The sequence below is a fragment of the Stenotrophomonas sp. Ste96 genome, from assembly GCF_024519495.1.
Taxonomy (GTDB): domain Bacteria; phylum Pseudomonadota; class Gammaproteobacteria; order Xanthomonadales; family Xanthomonadaceae; genus Stenotrophomonas; species Stenotrophomonas bentonitica_A.
Genome location: NZ_JALJRX010000001.1, coordinates 750,500 through 773,143, shown reverse-complemented (window position 1 = coordinate 773,143; position 22,644 = coordinate 750,500). Strand labels below are relative to the sequence as shown.

19 protein-coding genes and 2 tRNA genes are annotated in these 22,644 nt (G+C 65.4%); 16 read left to right on the top strand and 5 right to left on the bottom strand.

Annotated elements, in window-relative coordinates; all coding sequences use genetic code 11:
* The first annotated feature begins 9 nt into the window (after positions 1 to 9).
* The 10 genes from nuoN to pnp all read left to right on the top strand — a co-directional run bounded on the left by nuoN (position 10) and on the right by pnp (position 11,508).
* The gene (gene nuoN / locus OC373_RS03655; protein ID WP_070425587.1) at positions 10 to 1,470 is read left to right on the top strand and encodes an NADH-quinone oxidoreductase subunit NuoN; all 1,461 of its coding nucleotides are present in this window, start codon (positions 10 to 12) and stop codon (positions 1,468 to 1,470) included.
* A 126-nt stretch (positions 1,471 to 1,596) separates the two neighbouring features.
* Positions 1,597 to 1,673: transfer RNA gene (locus OC373_RS03650), tRNA-Met, on the top strand.
* Between the two features lie 218 nt (positions 1,674 to 1,891).
* A tRNA-Met gene (locus OC373_RS03645) sits at positions 1,892 to 1,968 on the top strand.
* A gap of 477 nt (positions 1,969 to 2,445) precedes the next feature.
* The gene (gene rimP / locus OC373_RS03640; protein ID WP_019182689.1) at positions 2,446 to 3,036 is read left to right on the top strand and encodes a ribosome maturation factor RimP; all 591 of its coding nucleotides are present in this window, start codon (positions 2,446 to 2,448) and stop codon (positions 3,034 to 3,036) included.
* Between the two features lie 4 nt (positions 3,037 to 3,040).
* Positions 3,041 to 4,552, top strand: coding sequence for a transcription termination factor NusA (nusA, locus tag OC373_RS03635; protein ID WP_019182690.1), 1,512 nt, complete (start codon positions 3,041 to 3,043; stop codon positions 4,550 to 4,552).
* Positions 4,553 to 4,647: 95 nt separating this feature from the next.
* Positions 4,648 to 7,287: a translation initiation factor IF-2 gene (gene infB / locus OC373_RS03630; RefSeq protein WP_070425586.1), complete on the top strand. Its 2,640-nt coding sequence runs from the start codon at positions 4,648 to 4,650 to the stop codon at positions 7,285 to 7,287.
* Between the two features lie 75 nt (positions 7,288 to 7,362).
* A complete protein-coding gene (gene rbfA / locus OC373_RS03625) occupies positions 7,363 to 7,785 on the top strand; it encodes a 30S ribosome-binding factor RbfA (protein WP_019182692.1) in 423 nt (140 codons plus the stop codon).
* 118 nt (positions 7,786 to 7,903) lie between these two features.
* A complete protein-coding gene (gene truB / locus OC373_RS03620; protein WP_070425585.1) occupies positions 7,904 to 8,815 on the top strand; it encodes a tRNA pseudouridine(55) synthase TruB in 912 nt (303 codons plus the stop codon).
* Positions 8,816 to 8,988: 173 nt separating this feature from the next.
* Entirely contained in the window at positions 8,989 to 9,249 is a 261-nt protein-coding gene (gene rpsO, locus OC373_RS03615; protein ID WP_019182694.1) for a 30S ribosomal protein S15, read from the top strand.
* Positions 9,250 to 9,396: 147 nt separating this feature from the next.
* Positions 9,397 to 11,508, top strand: coding sequence for a polyribonucleotide nucleotidyltransferase (gene pnp / locus OC373_RS03610; RefSeq protein ID WP_019182695.1), 2,112 nt, complete (start codon positions 9,397 to 9,399; stop codon positions 11,506 to 11,508).
* 166 nt (positions 11,509 to 11,674) lie between these two features.
* Here the strand turns inward: pnp and OC373_RS03605 are convergent, their stop codons facing one another.
* Positions 11,675 to 12,058: a VOC family protein gene (locus tag OC373_RS03605; protein ID WP_216636719.1), complete on the bottom strand. Its 384-nt coding sequence runs from the start codon at positions 12,056 to 12,058 to the stop codon at positions 11,675 to 11,677.
* Positions 12,059 to 12,414: 356 nt separating this feature from the next.
* Here OC373_RS03605 and OC373_RS03600 point away from each other — a divergent pair, with 356 nt between their 5' ends.
* Entirely contained in the window at positions 12,415 to 13,599 is a 1,185-nt protein-coding gene (locus OC373_RS03600; RefSeq protein WP_261997099.1) for a glycoside hydrolase family 18 protein, read from the top strand.
* Positions 13,600 to 13,649: 50 nt separating this feature from the next.
* A complete protein-coding gene (locus OC373_RS03595) occupies positions 13,650 to 15,248 on the top strand; it encodes a winged helix-turn-helix transcriptional regulator (protein WP_261997098.1) in 1,599 nt (532 codons plus the stop codon).
* Here the strand turns inward: OC373_RS03595 and OC373_RS03590 are convergent.
* From OC373_RS03590 to OC373_RS03575, 4 genes are all read right to left on the bottom strand, one after another.
* The gene (locus OC373_RS03590; RefSeq protein ID WP_261997097.1) at positions 15,217 to 16,296 is read right to left on the bottom strand and encodes a serine hydrolase; all 1,080 of its coding nucleotides are present in this window, start codon (positions 16,294 to 16,296) and stop codon (positions 15,217 to 15,219) included. The two genes, OC373_RS03595 and OC373_RS03590, sit on opposite strands and share 32 nt — an antisense overlap.
* A gap of 108 nt (positions 16,297 to 16,404) precedes the next feature.
* Positions 16,405 to 17,970, bottom strand: coding sequence for a PepSY-associated TM helix domain-containing protein (locus tag OC373_RS03585; protein ID WP_070425581.1), 1,566 nt, complete (start codon positions 17,968 to 17,970; stop codon positions 16,405 to 16,407).
* Between the two features lie 10 nt (positions 17,971 to 17,980).
* Entirely contained in the window at positions 17,981 to 18,244 is a 264-nt protein-coding gene (locus tag OC373_RS03580) for a hypothetical protein (protein ID WP_261997096.1), read from the bottom strand.
* Complete coding sequence (locus OC373_RS03575; protein ID WP_019182702.1) at positions 18,244 to 18,540, bottom strand: hypothetical protein; 297 nt, start codon at positions 18,538 to 18,540, stop codon at positions 18,244 to 18,246. Before OC373_RS03575 ends, OC373_RS03580 begins: the two co-directional genes overlap by 1 nt.
* A 407-nt stretch (positions 18,541 to 18,947) precedes the next feature.
* Here OC373_RS03575 and thrS point away from each other — a divergent pair, with 407 nt between their 5' ends.
* From thrS to rplT, 4 genes are all read left to right on the top strand, one after another.
* Positions 18,948 to 20,852 (top strand): threonine--tRNA ligase, encoded by a 1,905-nt coding sequence (thrS, locus tag OC373_RS03570; protein ID WP_070425580.1) that lies wholly within the window; start codon positions 18,948 to 18,950, stop codon positions 20,850 to 20,852.
* A gap of 48 nt (positions 20,853 to 20,900) precedes the next feature.
* Positions 20,901 to 21,440 (top strand): translation initiation factor IF-3, encoded by a 540-nt coding sequence (gene infC, locus OC373_RS03565; protein ID WP_172838068.1) that lies wholly within the window; start codon positions 20,901 to 20,903, stop codon positions 21,438 to 21,440.
* A 450-nt stretch (positions 21,441 to 21,890) separates the two neighbouring features.
* Entirely contained in the window at positions 21,891 to 22,088 is a 198-nt protein-coding gene (gene rpmI / locus OC373_RS03560) for a 50S ribosomal protein L35 (protein ID WP_017355265.1), read from the top strand.
* Between the two features lie 10 nt (positions 22,089 to 22,098).
* Positions 22,099 to 22,458 (top strand): 50S ribosomal protein L20, encoded by a 360-nt coding sequence (gene rplT, locus OC373_RS03555; protein ID WP_017355264.1) that lies wholly within the window; start codon positions 22,099 to 22,101, stop codon positions 22,456 to 22,458.
* Positions 22,459 to 22,644 lie beyond the last annotated feature (186 nt).

Genomic DNA, 22,644 nt, shown 5'->3' with positions numbered 1-22,644 from the left:
GATTTGATGATGACCACCTCGCCGCTGTTGCCACTGACCGCCGCTGACCTCCCGCCGCTCGCTCCCGAGCTGGTGCTGGTCGGCAGTGCGTTCGCCCTGTTGATGCTTGATCTTTTCATCAGTGAGAAGAACAAGATCTGGACCCACCTGTTCTCGATCGCTGCGCTGGCGGTCGTGTTCATCATGCTCGCCACCGGAGTGGGCGGGCAGGGCGAGGTCTTCCACGGCATGTTCGTCCGCGACAACGCGGCCGACGTGATGAAGACCGTGATCGTGCTGTGCAGCGGCCTGACCCTGATCTACGGCTGGAGCTACCTGCGCGAGCGCAAGCTCTACCAGGGCGAGATCCCGGTGCTGATCCTGTTCGCCACTGCAGGCATGATGATCCTGGTCTCGGCCGGCAGCCTGCTGATGGTCTACCTGGGCCTGGAACTGCTGGCGCTGTGCTCCTACGCACTGGTCGCCAGCAACCGTGAAAACGGCCTGGCCTCGGAAGCGGCGATGAAGTACATCGTGCTCGGTTCGCTGGCCTCGGGCCTGCTGCTGTACGGCATGTCGCTGATCTACGGCGCCACCGGCTCGCTGCATCTGGATGCGATCAACGCTGCCATTCCGCACACCGAAGAGAAGATGCTGCTGCTGACCGGCGCGGTGTTCATGATCGCCGGCGTGGCCTTCAAGCTGGGTGCCGCCCCGTTCCACATGTGGCTGCCCGACGTGTACCAGGGTGCCCCGGCACCGGTCGCGCTGTTCATCAGCTCGGCCCCGAAGCTGGCCGCGTTCGGCATGGCCTACCGCCTGCTGGAGATGGGCGTGGGCCCGCTGGCCGACGAGTGGAAGTACCTGATCGGTGGGCTGGCCGCACTGTCGCTGGTGATCGGCAACCTGATGGCGATCGCGCAGACCAACCTCAAGCGCATGCTGGCCTTCTCGACCGTCTCGCACATCGGCTTCCTGCTGATGGGCATGGCCGGTGGTGGCGAGCGTGGCTACTCGGCGGCGCTGTTCTACGCCCTGAGCTACGCGATCATGTCCACGGCCGCGTTCGGCGCGATCATCGCGCTGTCGCGCAACGGCTTTGAAGCGGAGAAGATCGAAGACTTCAAGGGCCTCAATGCCCGCAACCCGTGGATGGCCGGCCTGGTGCTGTGCATCATGGCGTCGCTGGCAGGCATCCCGCCGTTCCTGGGCTTCTGGACCAAGCTGGCCGTCCTCGGCGCGGCGATCCAGGGCGACATGCTGTGGCTGGCCATGGTCGGCGTGATCTGCGCCGTGATCGGCTGCTTCTACTACCTGCGCGTCATCAAGGTCATGTACTTCGATGAGCCGGTGGGCGAGCCGCTGCCGGCCAACAACGACCGCGTGCTGGGTGTGGTGCTGGGCGTGAACGCGCTGGCGCTGCTGGCCCTGGGCGTGGCGTGGAACCCGATCATGGTGTGGTGCCAGCAGGCATTTGCACAAATTTCGTAAAAAACGATACAAACGTGCGCAACTCGTGTAATATTCATCTCCTGAGTTGTTGATGCAGCGGTTTCGCCAGAACATCGTTGCGGTAGGTACCAACCGTTGGTTGGTACACGACTCATCCGCTTCTGCTGCGGGGTGGAGCAGTCTGGCAGCTCGTCGGGCTCATAACCCGAAGGTCGCAGGTTCAAATCCTGCCCCCGCTACCATATAGCTCCGGTGCAAACCGGAGGCAGTGGACGAATCAAGCGATACCGGAAACGGTGTCGCTTTTTTCGTTCCAGTCCCGGTAGAGCCGACCGTTGGTCGGCTGCCGTTCCTGGGCGAGAGGGGAAACCGTTCCCCGGCTGCCGTTCCTCGGTGCGAGGTATTCGTTTCAACATGGGGTTGCACGGGAATGAAAACTCCCTTACAATTCCGCTTCTGCTGCGGGGTGGAGCAGTCTGGCAGCTCGTCGGGCTCATAACCCGAAGGTCGCAGGTTCAAATCCTGCCCCCGCTACCACAGAAAATCTGCAGTGCAGATGCAGTAGACGAAAAGGCGATCTCGGCAACGAGGTCGCTTTTTTCGTTGGGTCACGGCGCCTTCTTCGGACCTGCCCGCGCCGCTGCCCACGACGAGGGTTACACAGCCGCTTGGCTGTTCAGCTTTTCGAACAGGGACGCCAGAGGCCACCCCAACCATTGCACCAGCGCGGTGCAACGGCTATCATCAGTGGCTTAGCGGACTGTCTATTCCTATCCCCTCAAGGGATATGAACAGGCCCCGCGACCGGCTTCCAGGAACGGCAACCTGTACCCAGGCCGCCGTGACCCCCCGGAACGCTGGGCTCGCAGACTCGCACCACGTGCGCATCTGCACCGGAATCCAGCATGACCGGAGTTGTACCGGACAGGGGCCCAACGGGCCCTTTGTTGTTTCCGGAAGGTGGTCCAAGCCATGGACCAGACCGTATTTCTTTTCAACGAATCAAGGCCGACTGTGAGCGACAAGGCAACCGAAATCGCGAATCTGCTCGCCCCCACCGTTCAGTCGCTGGGTCTCGAGCTGCTGGGCGTGGAATATCTGACCGCCCCGGGTGGTGCCACGCTGCGCCTGTACATCGACGTGCCGCTGGCCGAACAGCCCGAGCGCATCGTCAACATCGACGACTGCGAGCGCGTCAGCCGCGAAGTGTCCGCCCAGCTGGACGTCGAAGACCCGATCACGGCGAACTACACGCTGGAAGTGTCTTCGCCGGGCGTGGACCGCCCGCTGTTCACCGGTGAGCAGTTCCAGCGCGCCATCGGCGAATCGGCCAAGGTGACGCTCAGCCTGCCGCAGGACGGCCGCCGCCGTCTGCAGGGCGAGATTCTCGCCGTGGATATCGAACAGGGCACGGTGACCTTCAAGGTCGACAATGCTCCGTTCACCGCCGACATCGAAAACATCGACAAGGCACGCATCATGCCGGACTGGGCCGCCCTCGGCCTGGCTCCGACCAAACCGACTGGCCCGGCACCCAAACAGGGTGGCAAGGCGAACAAGAAACCATCCAACGAGCCGGCGGCCAAAAAGCCGCGCGCGGAGTGAGCCAATGAGCAAGGAACTTTTGCTGGTAGTGGATGCGGTCGCCAACGAAAAAGGCGTCCCGCGCGAAGTCATCTTCGATGCCATCGAGGCAGCGTTGGCTTCGGCTGCCAAAAAGCGTTACCCGGAAGAAGAAGTGCTGGCCCGTGTGTCGATCGACCACAAGGACGGCAACTACGAAACTTTCCGCCGCTGGGAAGTGGTGGCCGATGACGTGGTCATGGAGTCTCCGGACCGCCAGATCCGTCTGATGGACGCCATCGATGAAGCCGACGGCGTGGAAGTCGGCGATTTCATCGAAGAGCAGATCGAAAACCCGGACTTCGGCCGTATCGCCGCACAGGCCGCCAAGCAGGTGATCGTCCAGCGCGTGCGCGAGGCCGAGCGTCAGCAGGTGGTCGATGCGTGGAAGGATCGCGTTGGCGAACTGGTCACCGGTGTGGTCAAGCGCGCCGAGCGCGGCAACATCTATGTGGACCTGGGCGGCAACGCCGAGGCCTTCATCCCGAAGGACAAGGGCATTCCGCGCGACGTGCTGCGCGCTGGCGACCGCGTGCGCGGTTACCTGGCCGAAGTCCGTTCGGAACCGCGTGGCCCGCAGCTGTTCATCAGCCGTGCCGCCCCGGAATTCATGATCGAACTGTTCAAGCTCGAAGTGCCGGAAGTCGGCCAGGGCCTGGTCGAGATCAAGGCCTGCGCACGTGATCCGGGCGACCGCGCCAAGATCGCCGTGCTGGCCCATGATTCGCGTACCGATCCGATCGGTGCCTGCATCGGCATGCGCGGTTCGCGCGTGCAGGCCGTGTCCAACGAGCTCAACGGCGAGCGCGTGGACATCGTGCTGTGGAACGAGAACCCCGCCAACTTCGTCATCAATGCGATGGCGCCGGCGGAAGTGCAGTCGATCATCGTCGATGAAGAAAAGCACTCGATGGACCTGGCCGTGGCGGAAGAGCGCCTGGCCCAGGCGATCGGCAAGGGCGGCCAGAACGTCCGTCTTGCCAGCCGCCTGACCGGTTGGCAGCTCAATGTGATGACCCAGGACCAGGTGACCGCCAAGTCCGAGGCAGAGCAGGGCGTTGCCCGCCAGCTGTTCATGGACAAGCTGGAAGTGGATGAAGAAATCGCCGCCATCCTGGTGACCGAAGGCTTCAACACCGTGGAAGAAATCGCCTACGTCCCGGTCGGCGAACTGCTGGCCGTGGAAGGCTTCGACGAAGACATCGTCGAAGAGCTGCGTGCCCGTGCCCGCGATGCGCTGCTCAACGAAGCGCTGGCGGTGGAAGAAGGTCTGGAGGACGGCTCGCCGTCGGAAGACCTGCTCGCCCTGGAAGGCATGGACGAGGCAACCGCCTACGCCCTGGCCGGTCACGGCGTGCGTACCAGTGAGGACCTGTCGGACCTGGCCGCCGACGAGATCCTCGAGTTCGGCATCGAGGACATGGACCAGGAGCGCGCCGCCGCCCTGATCCTTGCCGCCCGAGCCGAGGAGATCGCCCGCCTGGAGCGCGGCGAATGAGCCAGCGATGAACAGTGCCCTGACCCGCTCAGGGCTTAGACTCCGCGCTGCCTTCGCACGTTTCGAGGGAGCGCCAACCAGATCATAGGATCCGAATGTCGCAGCAAACCACCATCCGCAAGCTTGCCGAACTGGTCAATACCCCGGTCGATAAACTGCTCGTACAACTTGCCGAAGCCGGCATGAAGTTCAGCGGTCCCGACCAGGTCGTGACCAGTACCGAGAAGGTGAAGCTCCTGGGCTTCCTTCGTCGCTCGCACGGCAAGACCGAGCAGCCCGTCGAGAGCACCGACGAAGCCGCCAAGAAGATCACCCTGAACCGTCGCAAGTTGCAGGAAGTGACCGTCAGTGCCGGCCGCAGCAAGACCACCGTCAACGTGGAAGTGCGTCAGAAGCGTACCTACATGAAGGACGCCAGCGGCAAGCCGATGACCGCGGATGAGGAGCGCGCCGACATCCTGCGCAAGCTGGAGGAATCCCGCCAGCGCAATCTGGACGAGCAGCGCGCACTGGCCGAGAAGGACCGTGCGCGCGATGAAGAGATCGCCCGCAAGCGTCAGGAAGAAATCGACGCCAAGGAACGTGCCGAAGCCGAGCGCAAGGCGGCTGAAGCCGCTGCCGAAGCGGCCAAGAACGCACCGCCGGCCCCGGCCCCGGTTGCCGCCAAGCCGGCTGCTGCCGATGCACCGGCGCGCAATGCGCGCCCGGCGGCACCGTCGGCTGCCCGTCCGGCGCCGCGTTCGGACGATCGCAACTCGAACAACAACAACCGTCCGGGCGCCAAGCGCGACGACGATGGTGGCAACCGCTTTGCCGGTCAGCTGCATCTGTCGGCTGCCGATCGTGCCCGCCGCGGCAACAACAGCAACTCGCGCGGTCGTCCGACCGGGCGCGTGCAGCACGGCAGCCGCCGTGACAGCAACCAGTCGCGCAGTGGCGGTGGTGCCCATGGCTTCGAACGTCCGGTCGCTCCGATCGTGCGTGACGTCACCATCGGCGACACCATCACCGTCGCCGATCTGGCCCAGAAGCTGGCCGTCAAGGGCGGCGATGTGGTCAAGGCGCTGTTCAAGATGGGCGTCATGGCGACCATCACCCAGACCATCGACCACGACACCGCCGCGCTGGTGACCGAAGAACTCGGCCACAACGTGATCCGTGCCAACACCAACGACGCCGAAGACGCGCTGCTGGCGCTGGCCGGTGGCAACCAGGGCGAGCCGGTGGCACGTCCGCCGGTGGTCACCATCATGGGCCACGTCGATCACGGCAAGACCTCGCTGCTGGATTACATCCGCCGCACCAAGGTCGCCACGGGCGAAGCCGGTGGCATCACCCAGCACATCGGTGCGTACCACGTTGAAACGCCGAAGGGCGTGATCAGCTTCCTGGATACCCCGGGCCACGCGGCGTTTACGTCCATGCGTGCCCGCGGTGCCAAGCTGACCGACATCGTGGTGCTGGTGGTGGCGGCCGATGACGGCGTCATGCCGCAGACCAAGGAAGCCATCCAGCACGCCCGTTCGGCGGGTGTGCCGCTGATCGTGGCGATCAACAAGATCGACAAGTCCGGCGCCGATCCGATGCGCGTCAAGAACGAGCTGCTCACCGAGCAGGTCGTGTCCGAAGACTTCGGTGGCGATACCCAGATGGTCGAGATCTCGGCCAAGGCTGGCCTGGGCATCGACGACCTGCTGGACGCGATCTCGATCCAGGCCGAACTGCTGGAGCTGAAGGCCGTGGCCGACGGCCGCGCCAGCGGCGTGGTCATCGAGTCCTCGCTGGATAAGGGCCGCGGCCCGATCGCCACCGTGCTGGTGCAGCAGGGTTCGCTGAAGAAGGGCGATTACCTGGTCTGCGGTATCCAGTACGGCCGCGTGCGCGCCCTGTTCGACGAAACCGGCGCACAGCCCGACCAGGCTGGCCCGTCGATTCCGGTGCAGGTGCTGGGTCTGTCCGGCGTGCCGGATGCCGGCGATGACTTCGTCGTGGTCGAAGACGAGCGTCTGGCCAAGGACGTCGCGCAGCAGCGCGAAACCAAGCGCCGTGAATCGCGCCTGGTGCAGTCCGCTGGCAGCCGCATGGAAGACATCATGGCGACCCTGGGCAAGGGCGATGGCCAGCAGGTGCTGAACCTGGTGATCAAGGCCGACGTGCAGGGTTCGGTGCAGGCGCTGAGCCAGGCACTGGTCGCGCTGTCCAACGACGACATCCGCATCAACGTGATCCACTCCGGCGTGGGCGGCATCACCGAATCGGACGCCAACTCGGCGGTTGCCTCCAAGGCCACCGTCATCGGCTTCAACGTGCGTGCCGACGCCTCCGCGCGTCGCATCATCGAGTCCAACGGTGTGGACCTGCGTTACTTCTCGATCATCTATGACGTGATCGATCAGGTGAAGCAGGTGGCCTCCGGTCTGCTCGGCGTGGAAATCCGCGAAGAGATCATCGGTATCGCCCAGGTCCGCGATGTGTTCCGCAGCTCGAAGTTCGGTGCCGTCGCAGGCTGCATGATCATCGAAGGTACGGTGAAGCGCAGCAAGCCGATCCGCGTCCTGCGCGACAGCGTCGTGGTGTTCGAAGGCGAGCTGGAATCGCTGCGTCGCTTCAAGGAGAACGTCGAGGAAGTCCGCAACGGTACCGAATGCGGTATCGGCGTGAAGGCTTACAACGACGTCAAGCCGGGTGACCAGATCGAGTGCTTCGAGCGTATCGAAGTGCCGCGCACCCTGTAATGTTCCAGGCCGGACCGCATCACGCGGTCCGGCTTTTTCGCTTTCGCATCACCCTTCAAGACGAGTCCGCCTACCGTGCCAAAGACCTTCCATCGAACCGACCGTGTTTCCGCCCAGATCCGCCGTGAACTGGGAACACTCGTGCACAACGCAGTGCGTGAACACGGCCTGCCTTCGGTGAGCGTCTCCGACGTGGAAATCACCCGTGACATGGCACATGCCAAGATCTTCGTCACGGCGCTGATGCCCGAACGTTCGGTGGAAGCGATGAAGGGCCTGAAGGAACTGGCCTGGGGCCTGCGCATGGAGCTGGCGCGTGCGATGAAGCTGCGCCATGTGCCCGAACTGCACTTCCACTACGATGATTCGGTGGATCGCGGCGAGCGCATCGACAACATCCTGCGCGATCTGCCCGATACGCTGGCGGCAGAGAAGAGCCGGCAGGGCGATGACGACGGTGGCGACGATGCTGCCGACGAAGGCGAAAAGAACGCCTGATGGACCAACAGCCCGCAAGGGCTGTTGTCTTATGGGGCGGGGCCTGTCGCAGTGCGACCGCTCCGCCGGAGGCCGGATTGACCGGCAGCGCCACACGGCGCCGATTTGAATTGAATGCATGGCACCCCGAATTTCGTTCCGTCGCCTGGATGGCATCCTGCTGCTCGACAAGCCGACCGGCATGAGCTCCAACGCAGCCTTGCAGGTGGCACGCCGTCTGTACCGCGCCGAGAAGGGCGGCCACACCGGCAGCCTGGATCCGCTGGCGACCGGCCTGCTGCCACTGTGCTTTGGTGAAGCCACCAAGATCGCCGGTCTGCTGCTGGGCTCGGCCAAGGCCTATGACGCCGAGGTGGTGCTGGGCCAGACCACCGATACCGATGATTCCGATGGTGCGGTACTGCGCGAGCGGCCGGTGCCGGCCATCAGCGCGGCCGAACTGGAGGCGGCGCTGGCACCGCTGCGCGGCCCCATCCGCCAGCGCGCGCCGATCTACTCCGCGCTCAAGCAGGGCGGCGAGCCGCTGTATCTGAAGGCGCGCCGCGGTGAGGCCATCGAGGCCCCCGAACGCGACGTGGAGGTCCACGCCCTGGAGGTGCTGGACCAGCAGCCGACCCGTCTGTCGCTGCGGGTGACCTGCGGTTCAGGCACTTACATCCGCAGCCTGGCCCGCGATCTGGGCGAGACCCTGGGCTGCGGCGCCCATATCGCCGGCCTGCGCCGGCTGTGGGTGGATCCCTTCCGTGAGGCGCCGATGGTCACCCTGGAGACCCTGCGCGGCCTGGCCGAGCAGGGCGATGAGGCCGGCATGGAGGCCCTGCTGCTGCCGCTGGACGCGGGTCTGGCGCATTACCCCCGGATCACGCTGAACGAGGAGCAGACCCCTCGCTTCCGCGTGGGCCAGCGCATCCGCGATGGCGGCTGGCCGCAGGGTGGGGTGGTCGTGTTCGGGCCGGGCGAGGCGATCCAGGGCCTGGGGCAGGTCGACGAGACCGGTCTGCTGGCCCCGCAGCGCCTGTTCAACCTCTGACCGGCCCCGGCCGGGCACCACCCCGGTCCTTGTCCCGGACGGCCGCTGACGTTACAATTTCGCGGCCTTTTCAGGCTTCCCGCGTTCTGCGGGTTCATCCTTTCGTTAACGGCGAGTCGCGCGGTACGTCAACCGGACGTTTCTGCGGGCCACGCATCCAAGAGAAAACTGATATGTCGATCGACACCCAGAAGGTCATTGAAGAAAACAAGCGCAGCGCGGCTGACACCGGCTCCCCGGAAGTCCAGGTCGCCCTGCTGACCGCCCGCATCGAACTGCTGACCGGCCACTTCAAGACCCACAAGAAGGATCACCACAGCCGTCGTGGTCTGCTGCAGATGGTCAACCGTCGCCGCAGCCTGCTCGACTACCTGAAGAAGAAAGACGCTCCGCGTTACAAGGCCCTGATCGAAAAGCTCGGCCTGCGTCGCTAAGCACGAACCCCCACCGCGGCGCAGGAATGCGCCGCGGTTTTGTTTTGGTAGTACCGCAATAAACGCCTGGGCCGGACAACCGGTCACCCGTCGGCGGCAAGGGTCGCCCGCGGTCCATTGAAGAAAGCATCATCCAAGGAAACCCCCGTGGCAAAAATCACCAAAACCTTCCAGTACGGCAAGCACACCGTCACGCTTGAAACCGGCGAAATCGCCCGTCAGGCCGGCGGTGCCGTCATCGTCAAGTTCGACGACACCGTGCTGCTGGTCTCCGCCGTTGCCGCCAAGAGCGCGCGTGAGGGCCAGGACTTCTTCCCCCTGACCTGCGACTATCAGGAGAAGTTCTACGCCGGTGGCCGTATCCCGGGCGGTTTCTTCAAGCGCGAAGGCCGCGCGACCGAAAAAGAGACGCTGATTTCGCGCCTGATCGATCGCCCGATCCGTCCGCTGTTCCCGGAAGACTACAAGAACGAAGTTCAGATCATCGCCACGGTGATGTCGCTGAACCCGGACATCGATGGTGACATCGCTGCCCTGATCGGCGCCTCGGCCGCGCTGTCGCTGGCCGGCACCCCGTTCAAGGGTCCGATCGCCGCCGCCAAGGTGGGTTACAAGAACGGTGAGTACATCCTCAACCCGACCGTGACCGAACTGAAGGATTCGGAGCTGGAACTGGTTGTCGCCGGTACCGCCAACGCCGTGCTGATGGTGGAATCCGAAGCCGCGCTGCTGTCCGAAGACGTGATGCTGGGCGCCGTGACCTTCGGTCATCGCGAAATGCAGAAGGTCATCAACGCGATCAACGAGCTGACCGTGGAAGCCGGCACCAAGCCGTCGACCTGGGAAGCCCCGGCCAAGAACACCGCGCTGATCAGCGCCCTGCAGGAAGCCATCGGCCCGCGCCTGGGCGAAGCCTTCCAGGTGCGCGACAAGCTGCAGCGCCGTGACGCCATCTCGGCGATCAAGAAGGACGTGACCGAGTCGCTGGCAGGCCGTGTGGCCGCTGATGGCTGGAACCCGGCCGAGCTGTCGAAGGAATTCGGCGAGCTGGAATACAGCACCATGCGCAACTCGGTGCTCGACACCAAGGTCCGCATCGACGGCCGTGCGCTGGACACCGTCCGCCCGATCTCGGTGAAGACCGGCATCCTGCCGCGTACCCACGGTTCCTCGCTGTTCACCCGCGGTGAAACGCAGGCCATCGTGACCATCACCCTGGGCACCGCCCGTGATGGCCAGGTCATCGATGCCGTTGCCGGTGAGTACAAGGAAAACTTCCTCTTCCATTACAACTTCCCCCCCTACTCGGTGGGTGAGACCGGCCGCATGATGGGCCCGAAGCGTCGCGAAATCGGCCACGGCCGCCTCGCCAAGCGCGGCGTGCTGGCAGTGATGCCGTCGCTGGAAGCCTTCCCGTACACCATCCGCGTGGTGTCGGAAATCACCGAATCCAACGGCTCCTCGTCGATGGCCTCGGTCTGCGGTTCCTCGCTGGCCCTGATGGACGCCGGCGTGCCGGTCAAGTCGCCGGTGGCCGGTATCGCCATGGGTCTGGTCAAGGAAGGCGATCGCTTCGTCGTCCTGTCCGACATCCTGGGTGACGAAGATCACCTGGGCGACATGGACTTCAAGGTGGCCGGTACTGCTGAGGGCATCTCCGCCCTGCAGATGGACATCAAGATCGAAGGCATCACCGAAGAGATCATGAAGCAGGCACTGCAGCAGGCCAAGGCTGGCCGTCTGCACATCCTGGGTGAAATGGCCCACGGCCTGACCGCCCCGCGCGAAGAGCTGTCGGACTACGCGCCGCGCCTGCTGACCATCAAGATCCACCCGGACAAGATCCGCGAAGTGATCGGCAAGGGTGGTTCCACCATCCAGGCCATCACCAAGGAAACCGGCACCCAGATCGACATCCAGGATGACGGCACCATCGTCATCGCCTCGGTCAACGCCATCGCTGCGCAGGCTGCCAAGGCCCGCATCGAGCAGATCACCTCGGACGTCGAGCCGGGCCGCATCTACGAAGGCAAGGTCGCCAAGATCATGGACTTCGGTGCGTTCGTCACGATCCTGCCGGGCAAGGACGGTCTGGTCCACGTGTCGCAGATCTCCAGCGACCGCGTCGAGAAGGTCGGCGACGTGCTGAAGGAAGGCGATGTGGTCAAGGTCAAGGTGCTGGAAGTCGACAAGCAGGGCCGTATCCGCCTGTCGATGAAGGCCGTCGAAGAAGGCGAAGGCGCCGCTGCCGCCGAGTGATCGGCCCACGCCGATCGGAGGGTAGGTGAGGACCGTTGGTCCTCACGCTTTCGCAGACAAAAAAAGCGGGCTTCGGCCCGCTTTTTTTGTGCCTGCATGTCCAGCCAACAGCGCCGGTTCGCGGTGGAGTGCCATGCGATGCATGGCTGCCGTTGGGTGGGGCGCATTACGCCAGATAGCGCGATACCTCGATCAGATTCCGGTCCGGATCGCGGAAATACACCGAGAGGATCGGTCCGGTCGCACCCGTCCGCTGGACCGGTCCTTCTTCGACGGTCACGCCCTGCGCCTGCAGGTGCGCCAGGATCTCGTCCATGGTCGCGTAGGTGATCAGGCACAGGTCCGCCGAGCCCGGTGTCGGCCGTTCGGCCTTGGGGTCGAATTCGTTGCCGTGCGCATGCAGGTTGATCTTCTGCAGGCCGAAGCGCAGCGCCTTGCGCCCCTCGCCGAAGGTATCCACCTCCATGCCCAGCACGCGGTGGTAGAACTCACAGGTCGCGGCGACATCCGCCACGGTCAGGACCAGGTGGTCCAATCGGTCGATATGCAGGTCGGTCATCGGTGTCACGCAGCAGGCAGTCACTATCGCTGAACTGTAAAACCGATGACGCAAGGCGGGGGTGAACACCTGTCGCCGTCAGGCATGCAGGCATACATGTGGGCGGCGCGGGCGGGCGGCGCGGCAGAGCGGGACAGACCGCGCGGTCGTCGGCTGCGGGCGGCGACTTCGAGTGACGCGTCCGTGGCGCGTACCGGGTGTTGCCGCACGGCCTGTGGACAGCCGCCAGACCTGCGTGGGTCAGCCGTCAGTGTCCGCTGGACGGATTCGCAGGACATCACCGCGCAAAGCGCCCGCGCACCACAGCACGCTGCTAACGTGGCTTCGCCTTCGCCCCGGGAGATCCCATGTTCCGTCAAACCGTCGCTGTCCTGGCCGTTCTGATCGCCAGCGTGATGCCGCAGGCCGCCTCCGCCACGGAGTCGTTGCCCAAGGTGATCGGCGCGTACTACCCGGGGGGTTCGGCGGACCGCTACCCGGTGGAGACCATTCCGGCCGATACGCTCACCCATCTGTTCTATGCGTTCGCCACCATCGACCAAGGTCAATGCGTGGTCGCGCCGCAGGCCGATGCGCATTTCAGGGCACTGGCCGCGCTCAAGCGTGCGCATCCCACGCTGCACACCCTGATCTCGATCGGCGGCTGGAACGCGGGCGGGTTCTCCGATGCGGCGCTGACCACGGAAAGCCGCGAACGCTTCGTGGCCTCCTGCGTGGCGATGTTCTTCGAGCGCCATCGCGGCAGCTTCGATGGCGTGGACATCGATTGGGAGTTCCCGGTATATGGCGGCCCGACCCAGATCACCGACCGCCCGGAAGATCGCCGCAACATGACCCTCCTGGTGCGCGAGTTCCGCCGCCAGCTCGATGCGCTGGACAAGAAAGACGGCCAGCACCGGCTGGTCACCGCTGCGCTGCCCGCCGGGCGCGTGCAGACCGATGGCCCGTATGATCCGGCCCGCAGCTATGAACTCAAGGAGCTCGGCCGCACGCTCGATTTCATCAACCTGATGAGCTACGACATGGGCACCGGCTTCTCGGCGGTGTCCACCTTCAACGCGCCGCTGCACGCGGTGCCGGAAGATCCGCTGGCGCCGGAATTGAAACGCTGGAACAGCGTGGCCGGGGCGGTGGCCTACTACGAGCAGCACGGTGTGCCGAAAGACAAGCTGGTGCTCGGCGTGCCGTTCTACGGCCGTGGCTTCCAGCTGGAAAGCGATGCCAACCAGGGCCTCTACCAGCACTACAGCGCGCCGCATCCGGCCGGCGACTGGCGGCAGATCCAGGCCAGCATGCTCGGCCAGCCCGGCTGGGAGCGGCACTGGCACCCGGTCGCGCAGACGCCGTGGTTGTACAACGCCACCGGGAAGCTCTTCGTCAGCTATGAGGATCCCACCTCGATCGGTCTGCGCGCCAGCTTCGCCAAGGACAGCGGTCTGCGCGGCGTCTTCATGTGGGAGCTGACCGGTGACGACGCGCAGGGCAGCCTGCTCAAGGCCATGGTGGCGCCGTTCCGGGAACCTGCGAAGTAAGCGCGCCGAACGCCGCCGCCACGCACGCGGCGTGCCCTATGCTTGCCGCCATGGAGACTGCCCGCCTGCTGGATCTGCACATCGACCGCCCTGCCCAGCAGGTGCGGCGAGGGGATCAGGTATTGCCGGTCGCCGGGTTGAGTTGGCGGCTGCTGGACTGCCTGCTGGCCCACGGCAACGCCGTCGTCGATTTCGACACGCTTGCCGATCAGGTCTGGGCACCGGCGGTGGTCGGCGAGGATGCGATCAGCCAGCGGGTGAAGCTGCTCCGGCAGGCGCTGGGCGATGACGGTCGCCGGCCGCGCTACATCCGCTCGGTCCGTGGCCGTGGCTACCAGTTGTGCGCCTCGCCGCAGCCGGTGATGCGTGATGCCGTTGCCAGCGCCAGCACGGAGGGCGCTCCCGTCGCACCCGGCGCGCGCGCACCCGCACGGTGGGTCTGGCTGGCTGGGGTAACGGTCGCCGCTGCTGCCGTCGTGTTTACCTTCGTACGTCCCGCCAGCGCACCGGCGTCGCCAGCGGAGGCGGTGCTGCAGCGCGCCGCCTATTACGCGGGTATCGGCCAGACCAGCAACAACGAACGGGCGATCGCGTTGTACCGCCAGGCGCTGCAGATCGACCCTGAATCGCTTATCGCACGGCGTGGACTCGCCCGGGCGCTGGCGGCCGATGCCTGCTTGTTCAACGGCGCGCGCGAGCGTGCGCAGGAGGCGCTGGTGTTGAGCAGCCAGCTGGTGCTCAAGGCGCCGGAAGATGCCGCCGGCTGGGCCGCACGCGGCTATGCCCACGACTGCCTCGGTGCGATGTCGCGCGCCATGGCGGACTACCGGCAGGCACTGCGGCGCGACCCGGGTGACGAGCGCACGCGCGCATCGCTGGCCTATCTGCAGCAGGAAAAAGGCGACCTCGCGCAGGCCCTGCAGGACAACCTGGCGCTGCGCGCGCCCGAGCGGGTTCGGTTCCGCGATGTGCAGGTCGCACGCGAGCTGGAGCTGTTGGGGTTCACCGATGCGGCCGCTCGCCGGCACGCGCACAACTTCCAGCTTTATCCGGACAATGTCTTCGCCAACATCGCCTGGCCGCACAGCCTGTTGGCAATGGGGGAGTCGGCCAAGGCACAGCAGGCGCTGGATCAGGCACTGGCTCGCGGGACGCCACATCCGCAGTTGCTGCGCCTGCAGGGCGAGATGCTGCTGTTGAGCGGGAACCGGAAGGGCGCCGCCGAAGCCTTCGAGCAGAGCCGGGCATTGCGCCCGCAGCAGTCGATGGGGCAGACCCTGGCCGGCCTCTATGACGATCCGGCGCCTGCCCCGACCTGGATCGCCGAGCGCCTGCAGATGCTGGAAGGGCAAGGCGATGATGGCTGGTCCGACACCGCACTGGAGCGTGCGATGTTGCTGCAGGCCCAGGGCGATGAGGCCGCTGCGCTGGTGGCCCTGCATCACGCGGTGAACGCTGGCTTCCGCGACGCGGCGTGGTTGCGCGCCACCCCTTTGTTTGCGCCGCTGCACGGTGCGGCCGGCTGGCAGGAACTGCTCGACACGATCGAGACAGACATATCCGCCCAGCGCGCCCGGGTGTTGGCCGCCCCATGGCGGCCAACAGACCTCGATGGCCTCAGCGCAGCGCGGGCAGCAGGAACTCGGTAAGGATGCGGCGCGACTGCGGGTGGGCGTAGCTGCGGTTGTAAGCCTGGCTGGTGATCACCGCGACCAGCTTCTTGCCGGGCATCACGAACACGTAGTTGCCGCCGTTGCCGGACATCGACCAGACCGTGGTCTGGTGCCCATCGACCGGAAGCTTCAGCCCCCACCACTGATAGCCGTAGTCGCTGCCATCACCGGTGGTGGCCTGGGCGCTGACCATCGCGCGGACATAGCGGGCCGGGATCAGCTGCTTGCCCTGCCAGCGCCCCTCGGCGAGCACCAGCTCGCCCAGCCGCGCGAGGTCCCGGCTGCGGTAGCGCGTCCCGCCGCCGCCCATGCCGATGCCTTCCGGGGAGCGGTTCCATCTGCTCGTCGTGATCCCCAGCGGTCGTTCCAGCGCCTGCGCGGCATAATCGGCCAAGGGCTGCTTGGTGGCCTGTTCCAGTACCGCGCCGAGCACGAAGGAATTGGCCGTGCAGTAGGCATGCGCGCGACCGTGCGGGCTGTCTTCCGGGCGCGTCATCCACGGTGCGAAGCCCTTGACCGGCAGCGACAGCACGAAATCCAGCCAGTGCTCGGTCACGTACATGCGTTCCTCGTGGCCGGCCGAGAACGCGTTTTCGTCATTACATTCCCACAGCGTGCTCATGGTGAGCAGGTCTTCCACGGTGGTGGCGCGCAGTCGCGGGTCGATCGGATGGTGGGCCGTGAACGCCGGGAAGTAGTCGTACACGCGGGCCTGCACGCCGGGCAGGGAGCCGTCGCCGATCGCCGCGCCGACCAGCATCGCGGTGACACTCTTGCTGGCCGAGCGCACGTCGTTGAGGGTGTCGGCCGTGCCGCCGTTGAAGTAGCCCTCGTACGCCACCTGGCCGTCCACCAGCAGCACGATGCTGGTGACCTGCTTGATGTCCTGGCTGGCGATCGCCGACTCCAGCGCGGTGATCCGGGCTGCGTCCAACTTGGTGGGCCCGGCCAGTGCGGTCGGTGGCAGGGCCACCGCCAGGGCGAAGATCAGCGCGGCGGAAAAACGGGGGCGACAGGGGTGCATGGGCAAGGCTCCTCGAGATGAGGGCCGACTACGCCATCGGGCGGTCTGAAGTGCTGGAAACCCGGCTGAAGAATTCTGAAGGCCCGCCGCCGCAAGCCTTCGAGGCGATCAGCGCGGTGCACTCCAGACGCTGTTCGGATCACCATGCCGTGCCCGGCGCAGGCTCGCACGCGCCAGGGTGGCAAAACCAAAGGCCAGTGCCAGCGCCACCGCGTCCACCCAGAACAGCGGCCAGTAGCCCCGTGCCGCGCTCGCCCACGGCCAGAAGCCGGTCAGGGCGCCATGCATGACCGCTACCAGCGCGGTGCTGATCGCGGCCGCCCACAGCAGCTCACGGGCCGCCTGGTCGGGGCGACGCAGCGCCGCCCACAGGGCGCAGACGCCCCAGGTGACGAAACAGATCCAGCGGATGCCGTGGTCCACCGCCTGCGGCGCGACCTGCTCCAGGATCTGTGCGCCGACGAAGCTGGCCGAGATCGCCACGCACAACCCGATGCATACCCCCACGGTCGCGCGGGCCATGTTGATCTGCGCGCGGCCTTGTTCGACCTGGCGTCGCTTGCGCCGCGATTCGATCCACAGCAGGTTGCCGGAGTAGAACAGGAAGGCGCCGCCCAGGCCGAGCAGGAAGTACAGCCACACCACCACGCCATTGCCGAATTCACCGAAATGCAGCGCATAGGCGGCACTCAGGGTGGCGTGGTTGGCATCGCGCTGGCCAGGCAACTGGCTGCTCAGCAGGCGGCCGCTGGCCGCATCCAGGCCGACCGCGCCGAGCGGCCCCAGGGTGCCGCCGGATTCGCCGGTGATCTCGATCGTGGCGTTGGCATCGCCGGCATGGGCGAGCTTGAGGAAGGCCGGCTCGAAATCAGCCACGCCCTGCGCCCGGGCCACCTCGATGGCGCGGGCATGCAGCATGCGCAGGTTGGTGTCATCGCCTGGCTGGCCGCTGGGCTCGCGTATCGGCGCGGTGTCCATCGCTGCCGGCACCGCCTGCAGCAGCTTGCCGTCGAAGATCAGCGGATTGAGCGCCGCCATCTGCAGGAAGACCAGGCAGAGCAGTGCGCCGGTCACCGCGAACATCAGGTGGAAGGGCAGGCTGAGTACGCCGATCACGTTGTGCGCGTCCTGCCACATCTGCTTGAGATTGCGGCCCGGGCGCAGCGCGAACAGATCGCCCAGCAGTCTGGGCAGGTGGATGACCAGCCCGCTGAGCAGGGCCACGCCATACAGCAGGCTGACGATGCCCATCAGGTAGGTGCCCGCGACCGGCAGGCCGAGGCTGTAATGCAGTTCGTTGACCAGCTCCGCCAGCCCGGTCTGCGGCGGCGTGACACTGCCGTCGTAATGGTCCAGCCACGCGTACAGCCAGGTGCCCTTGGCATCCTGCCAATACGCGATCGGCTGCGGGTGATCGCCACCGGGGAAGGTCATGCCGACGTGGGCACGCGCGGCCGGGTGGCGTTCGAGCACGCCATCGAGCAGGCGTTGCGCGTCGTCCAGGCTCGCGGCCGGCGTGTCCACCGCATGCGGGGTCTGCCACAGCGGCAGGTCGTGGTGGAACAGGGTCAGCGCGCCGGCGTAGAACGCGACGAACAGCGCGAAGCCGGCGACCAGGCCGACCCACGTGTGCACGGTGGTGAAGGTACGCAGGGTCTGGGAACTGAACTTCATCGCATCGCTCTCATTGCACCGCGCCGGTCAGGCGCAGCAGCCACAGCAGGCCGAACCCGGCCACGGCGGCGGCACTCATCACGGCCCACGCCCGCAGCCCGGTGCGGAAGCTGAAGGCCCAGATCGCGGCCAGCATCCACAGCGGGATGAACGCGATCAGGCTGGGTACCAGCGCGTTCTGCCACGGTCCCGGTGGCAGCCAAGCGATCAGCCCGGTCGCCGCGGCGGCCACGAAGAACCCCGCCAGGACGCCGGCGCCGGCCCGTGCCCACATCAGCGTGTCACCTGCGCCGGGCGGTGCCAGGCGGCGAGCAGGGGCAGCGCGATCGCCACCAGCATCCAGCTGCACAGCATCACCACCACGCCGGTGGCGATGCCCAGATTGGCGATCCACAGCCAGAGCGCCGCCACCGCGGCGACCAGGCTGATCTGCCGACCCAGGCGGCCGGCCCGGCGCAGGCGCGGCCAGCGGCAGTGCGGCGAGGCGGCATACAGCGCCAGCGCCGAGAACGCCGAGCCGGCCAGCGCCAGGCTGCAGAAGCCAAGCGAGGTCAGGGCGACCGTGATCATCGGGTGGCCGCCAGCGCACGCGGCAGGGCGCGGCAGGCCGGGAAGGAAGCGGGGCAGGGCATGGGGGAATCCAATCGGCAACCCTGTCCTGGTCAGGACAGTAACCCGCGCATGGTAATCATTGCCGTTTATGGGCGCCACACGTACACATTCAGGCGCCTGGGCAGGGGCATGCCGGCGCGCGGCGGCGCATTCATCGGCAGATTGGTTTAAGATCAGGGCATCTCTATCGAGGCAACAAGGTGGCCCGCGCCCTGCGCCGGTCTAGCGTGTGACATGAGCACTACCACCGCCCACCGCTGAACGCCCCCGACAGCCCCTGACGCAGGCGCCTTCGTGGCGCTTTTTTATTGCCTCGCCCCCGGATTCTCCAGGCCCCCTGCGGGCCACCAGACCAAAGCACTCTCATGATCGCGATCACGCTCCCCGACGGCAGCCGCCGTGAATTCGAACATCCCGTCAGTGTCATGGACGTCGCCCAGTCGATCGGCGCCGGCCTGGCCAAGGCCACCATCGCCGGTTCGGTGGATGGCGTGCTGGTCGATGCCAGTGACGTCATCGACCACGATGCCAGCCTGCGCATCATCACCGCCAAGGACGAGGAGGGCGTGGAGATCATCCGCCACTCCGCCGCCCATCTGGTCGGCCATGCGGTCAAGCAGCTGTACCCGGACGTCAAGATGGTGATCGGCCCGGTCATCGCCGAAGGCTTCTACTACGACATCTACTCCGAGCGTCCGTTCACGCCCGAGGACATGGCCGCCATCGAAAAGCGCATGGGCGAGCTGATCGCGCAGGACTACGACGTGATCAAGAAGGTCACTCCGCGTGCCGAGGTCATCGAGATCTTCAAGGCCCGTGGGGAGGACTACAAGCTGCGCCTGATCGAGGACATGTCGCCTGACATCCAGGCGATGGGCATGTACTACCACCAGGAATACGTGGACATGTGCCGCGGCCCGCACGTGCCCAACACGCGCTTCCTGAAGGCGTTCAAGCTGACCCGCATTTCCGGCGCCTATTGGCGCGGCGACGCGCAGAACGAGCAGCTGCAGCGCGTCTACGGCACCGCCTGGGCCGACAAGAAGCAGCTCGATGCGTACATCAAGCGCATCGAAGAGGCGGAGATGCGCGACCACCGTCGCATCGGCAAGCAGCAGGACCTGTTCCACCTGCAGGAAGAGGCCCCGGGCCTTGTGTTCTGGCACCCGAAGGGCTGGGCGCTGTGGCAGGTGGTCGAGCAGTACATGCGCAAGGTGTACCGCAATACCGGCTACGGCGAAGTGCGCTGCCCGCAGATCCTGGACGTGTCGCTGTGGCAGAAGTCCGGCCATTGGGACAACTACCAGGACGCGATGTTCTTCACCGAGTCGGAGAAGCGTACCTACGCGCTCAAGCCGATGAACTGCCCGGGCCACGTGCAGGTGTTCAACCAGGGGCTGCACAGCTACCGCGATCTGCCGATCCGCTACGGTGAGTTTGGTGCCTGCCACCGCAACGAGCCCTCCGGCGCGCTGCACGGCATCCTGCGCGTGCGTGGCTTTACCCAGGACGACGGCCACGTGTTCTGCACCGAAGACCAGGTCGAGGCGGAAGTGACCGCGTTCCACCAGCAGGCGCTGGCGGTGTACCAGCACTTCGGCTTCGAGGAGATCCAGGTCAAGATCGCGCTGCGGCCCGAATCGCGCCTGGGCGATGACAGCACGTGGGACAAGGCGGAGGGCGCATTGCGCTCGGCCCTGTCCAGCTGCGGGGTGGAATGGCAGGAGCTGCCGGGCGAGGGCGCCTTCTACGGCCCGAAGATCGAGTACCACCTCAAGGATGCCATCGGCCGCACCTGGCAGCTGGGCACGATGCAGGTCGATTTCATGATGCCCGGCCGCCTTGGCGCCGAGTATGTGGACGAAAACAGTCAGAAGAAGCATCCGGTCATGCTGCACCGCGCGATCGTCGGGTCCATGGAGCGTTTCCTGGGCATCCTGATCGAGCACCATGCCGGCCAGTTCCCGGCTTGGCTGGCCCCGACCCAGGTGGTGGTGGCCAATATCACCGACGCTCAGGCTGAATACGTCAGTGAAGTCAGGAAAACCCTTGCAGATCAAGGGTTCCGCGTGAACGCCGATTTGCGCAACGAGAAGATCGGATATAAGATTCGCGAGCATACGCTGCAGCGGGTCCCGTACCTGCTGGTGGTTGGCGACCGTGAGAAGGAAAATGGCGCCGTGGCCGTGCGTACGCGCTCTGGCGAAGATCTGGGCAGCATGTCCGTCCAGGCCTTCATCGAGCGGTTGCAGGCAGAACAGTCCGTGTAAGAAAGTCCCGGCCCTGCGGATGCTCCGCGATGGGCCGGTTTGATTCCTCTGGGAGATTGCAATATCAGTACCCCTGACAACAAACAGAACCGCAAGAATCAGGAAATCCGGGTGCCGCGCGTCCGCGTGATCGGCAGCGACGGAGAAATGATTGGTGTGTTGACGCGTGACGAAGCGCTGTCGATGGCCGAAGACGAAGGTCTGGACCTGGTCGAGATTCAGCCGCAGGCTGATCCGCCGGTGTGCAAGATCATGGACTTCGGCAAGTTCAAGTTCGAAGCGCAGAAGAAGGCCAACGAGGCCAAGAAGAAGACCAAGCAGGTCGAGATCAAGGAAGTGAAGTTCCGCCCGGTCACCGATGAAGGTGATTACCAGATCAAGCTGCGCAAGATGCGCGGGTTCCTGGAAGAGGGCGACAAGATCAAGGTCAACATCCGCTTCCGTGGCCGTGAAATGAGCCATCAGGAACTGGGTCGCGAGATGGCCAGCCGGATCGAAGGTGATCTGGGCGAAGACATCGTGATCGAGTCCCGTCCGCGCCTTGAAGGCCGGCAGATGGTGATGATGATCGCGCCGAAGAAGAAGTAACCGGCCATCGGGCCTTGCCCGAACCGGCGGGAGGTAGAGCCGACCGTCGGTCGGCTGCCCGGCTCCGGCCGCACCTCTTCGTGCACCACGCAGCGGGCGCCCATCGGCGCCTTCTGTCGTTTCCCGCGCGCGACCTGGCGTCACGCCCGGGCTGGCGTCACGCCCGGGCTCGCGCCCGTTCCGTTCAGGTTCGGCCGCGCCGCGGTAAACACCCGCCCAATCAAGCGTTTGCAACTGTCCGTATACACGGGCATAATGGGCGGCCCCGTTTTGCGGGGGTGCTGTTTTGAACGGTTTCCCGCCCCACAAAGGCACGCTGTTCCAGCGGCAAACAGGACCGGCCTGGTTCCCATCGGGGATCCCGGGCTTACAAGCAGGCAAGGGCACGGACGGAAAGTGTGGCAATGCCACCGCCCTGGTCAGTGACAAAACATCATCAAGGACATAGCAATGCCCAAGATCAAGACCAACCGGGCGGCGGCCAAGCGTTTCCGCAAGACCGCCTCCGGCAAGTTCAAGGCTGGCCACGCCAACCGCAGCCACATCCTCACGAAGAAGTCGACCAAGCGGAAGCGCAATCTGCGTCAGACGAACCATGTTCGTGCAGAAGACGCAGGCCGTTTGAACCGTATGCTTCCCTACCTCTGAGGACTGACCCATGGCACGAGTAAAGCGTGGCGTACAGGCGCGTCGCCGCCACAAGAAAATTCTGACCCTGGCGAAGGGTTACTACAACGCTCGCCGCAAGGTCTTCCGCGTTGCCAAGCAGGCCGTGATCAAGGCACAGCAGTACGCCTACATCGGCCGTAAGCAGAAGAAGCGCAATTTCCGTTCGCTGTGGATCACCCGCATCAACGCGGCTGCCCGCATCAACGGCCTGAGCTACAGCCGTTTCATGAACGGCCTGCTCAAGTCCGGCATCACCCTGGACCGTAAGGTTCTGGCTGACATCGCCGTGCACGACGCAGCTGGTTTTGCTGCACTGGCCGAAAAGGCCAAGGGCGCACTGGCGGCATAAGTCCATTCCCCTGCCGTTGCCGTTCACGCGCAACGGCTGTGGGTAAGGCAAATGCATGGGGAAGGGCGCAAGTCCTTCCCCATTCTTTTTTGTGTTGGCGGTGGCCCTCCCGGTGCCATCGATCGACAGCGCTGGCGACGGGGGTCGGCCCGACGCGCATCGCGATGGCATACCGACGCGAGGCTC

Excerpts from the sequence above, each read along its gene's own strand:
- nuoN (WP_070425587.1), top strand. The coding sequence starts at position 10 with ATGACCACCTCGCCGCTGTTGCCACTGACCGCCGCTGACCTCCCGCCG.
- nusA (WP_019182690.1), top strand. The coding sequence starts at position 3,041 with ATGAGCAAGGAACTTTTGCTGGTAGTGGATGCGGTCGCCAACGAAAAA.
- infB (WP_070425586.1), top strand. The coding sequence starts at position 4,648 with ATGTCGCAGCAAACCACCATCCGCAAGCTTGCCGAACTGGTCAATACC.
- truB (WP_070425585.1), top strand. The coding sequence starts at position 7,904 with ATGGCACCCCGAATTTCGTTCCGTCGCCTGGATGGCATCCTGCTGCTC.
- rpsO (WP_019182694.1), top strand. The coding sequence starts at position 8,989 with ATGTCGATCGACACCCAGAAGGTCATTGAAGAAAACAAGCGCAGCGCG.
- OC373_RS03600 (WP_261997099.1), top strand. The coding sequence starts at position 12,415 with ATGTTCCGTCAAACCGTCGCTGTCCTGGCCGTTCTGATCGCCAGCGTG.
- OC373_RS03595 (WP_261997098.1), top strand. The coding sequence starts at position 13,650 with ATGGAGACTGCCCGCCTGCTGGATCTGCACATCGACCGCCCTGCCCAG.
- OC373_RS03590 (WP_261997097.1), bottom strand. The coding sequence starts at position 16,296 with ATGCACCCCTGTCGCCCCCGTTTTTCCGCCGCGCTGATCTTCGCCCTG.
- OC373_RS03585 (WP_070425581.1), bottom strand. The coding sequence starts at position 17,970 with ATGAAGTTCAGTTCCCAGACCCTGCGTACCTTCACCACCGTGCACACG.
- OC373_RS03580 (WP_261997096.1), bottom strand. The coding sequence starts at position 18,244 with ATGTGGGCACGGGCCGGCGCCGGCGTCCTGGCGGGGTTCTTCGTGGCC.
- OC373_RS03575 (WP_019182702.1), bottom strand. The coding sequence starts at position 18,540 with ATGATCACGGTCGCCCTGACCTCGCTTGGCTTCTGCAGCCTGGCGCTG.
- thrS (WP_070425580.1), top strand. The coding sequence starts at position 18,948 with ATGATCGCGATCACGCTCCCCGACGGCAGCCGCCGTGAATTCGAACAT.
- rpmI (WP_017355265.1), top strand. The coding sequence starts at position 21,891 with ATGCCCAAGATCAAGACCAACCGGGCGGCGGCCAAGCGTTTCCGCAAG.
- rplT (WP_017355264.1), top strand. The coding sequence starts at position 22,099 with ATGGCACGAGTAAAGCGTGGCGTACAGGCGCGTCGCCGCCACAAGAAA.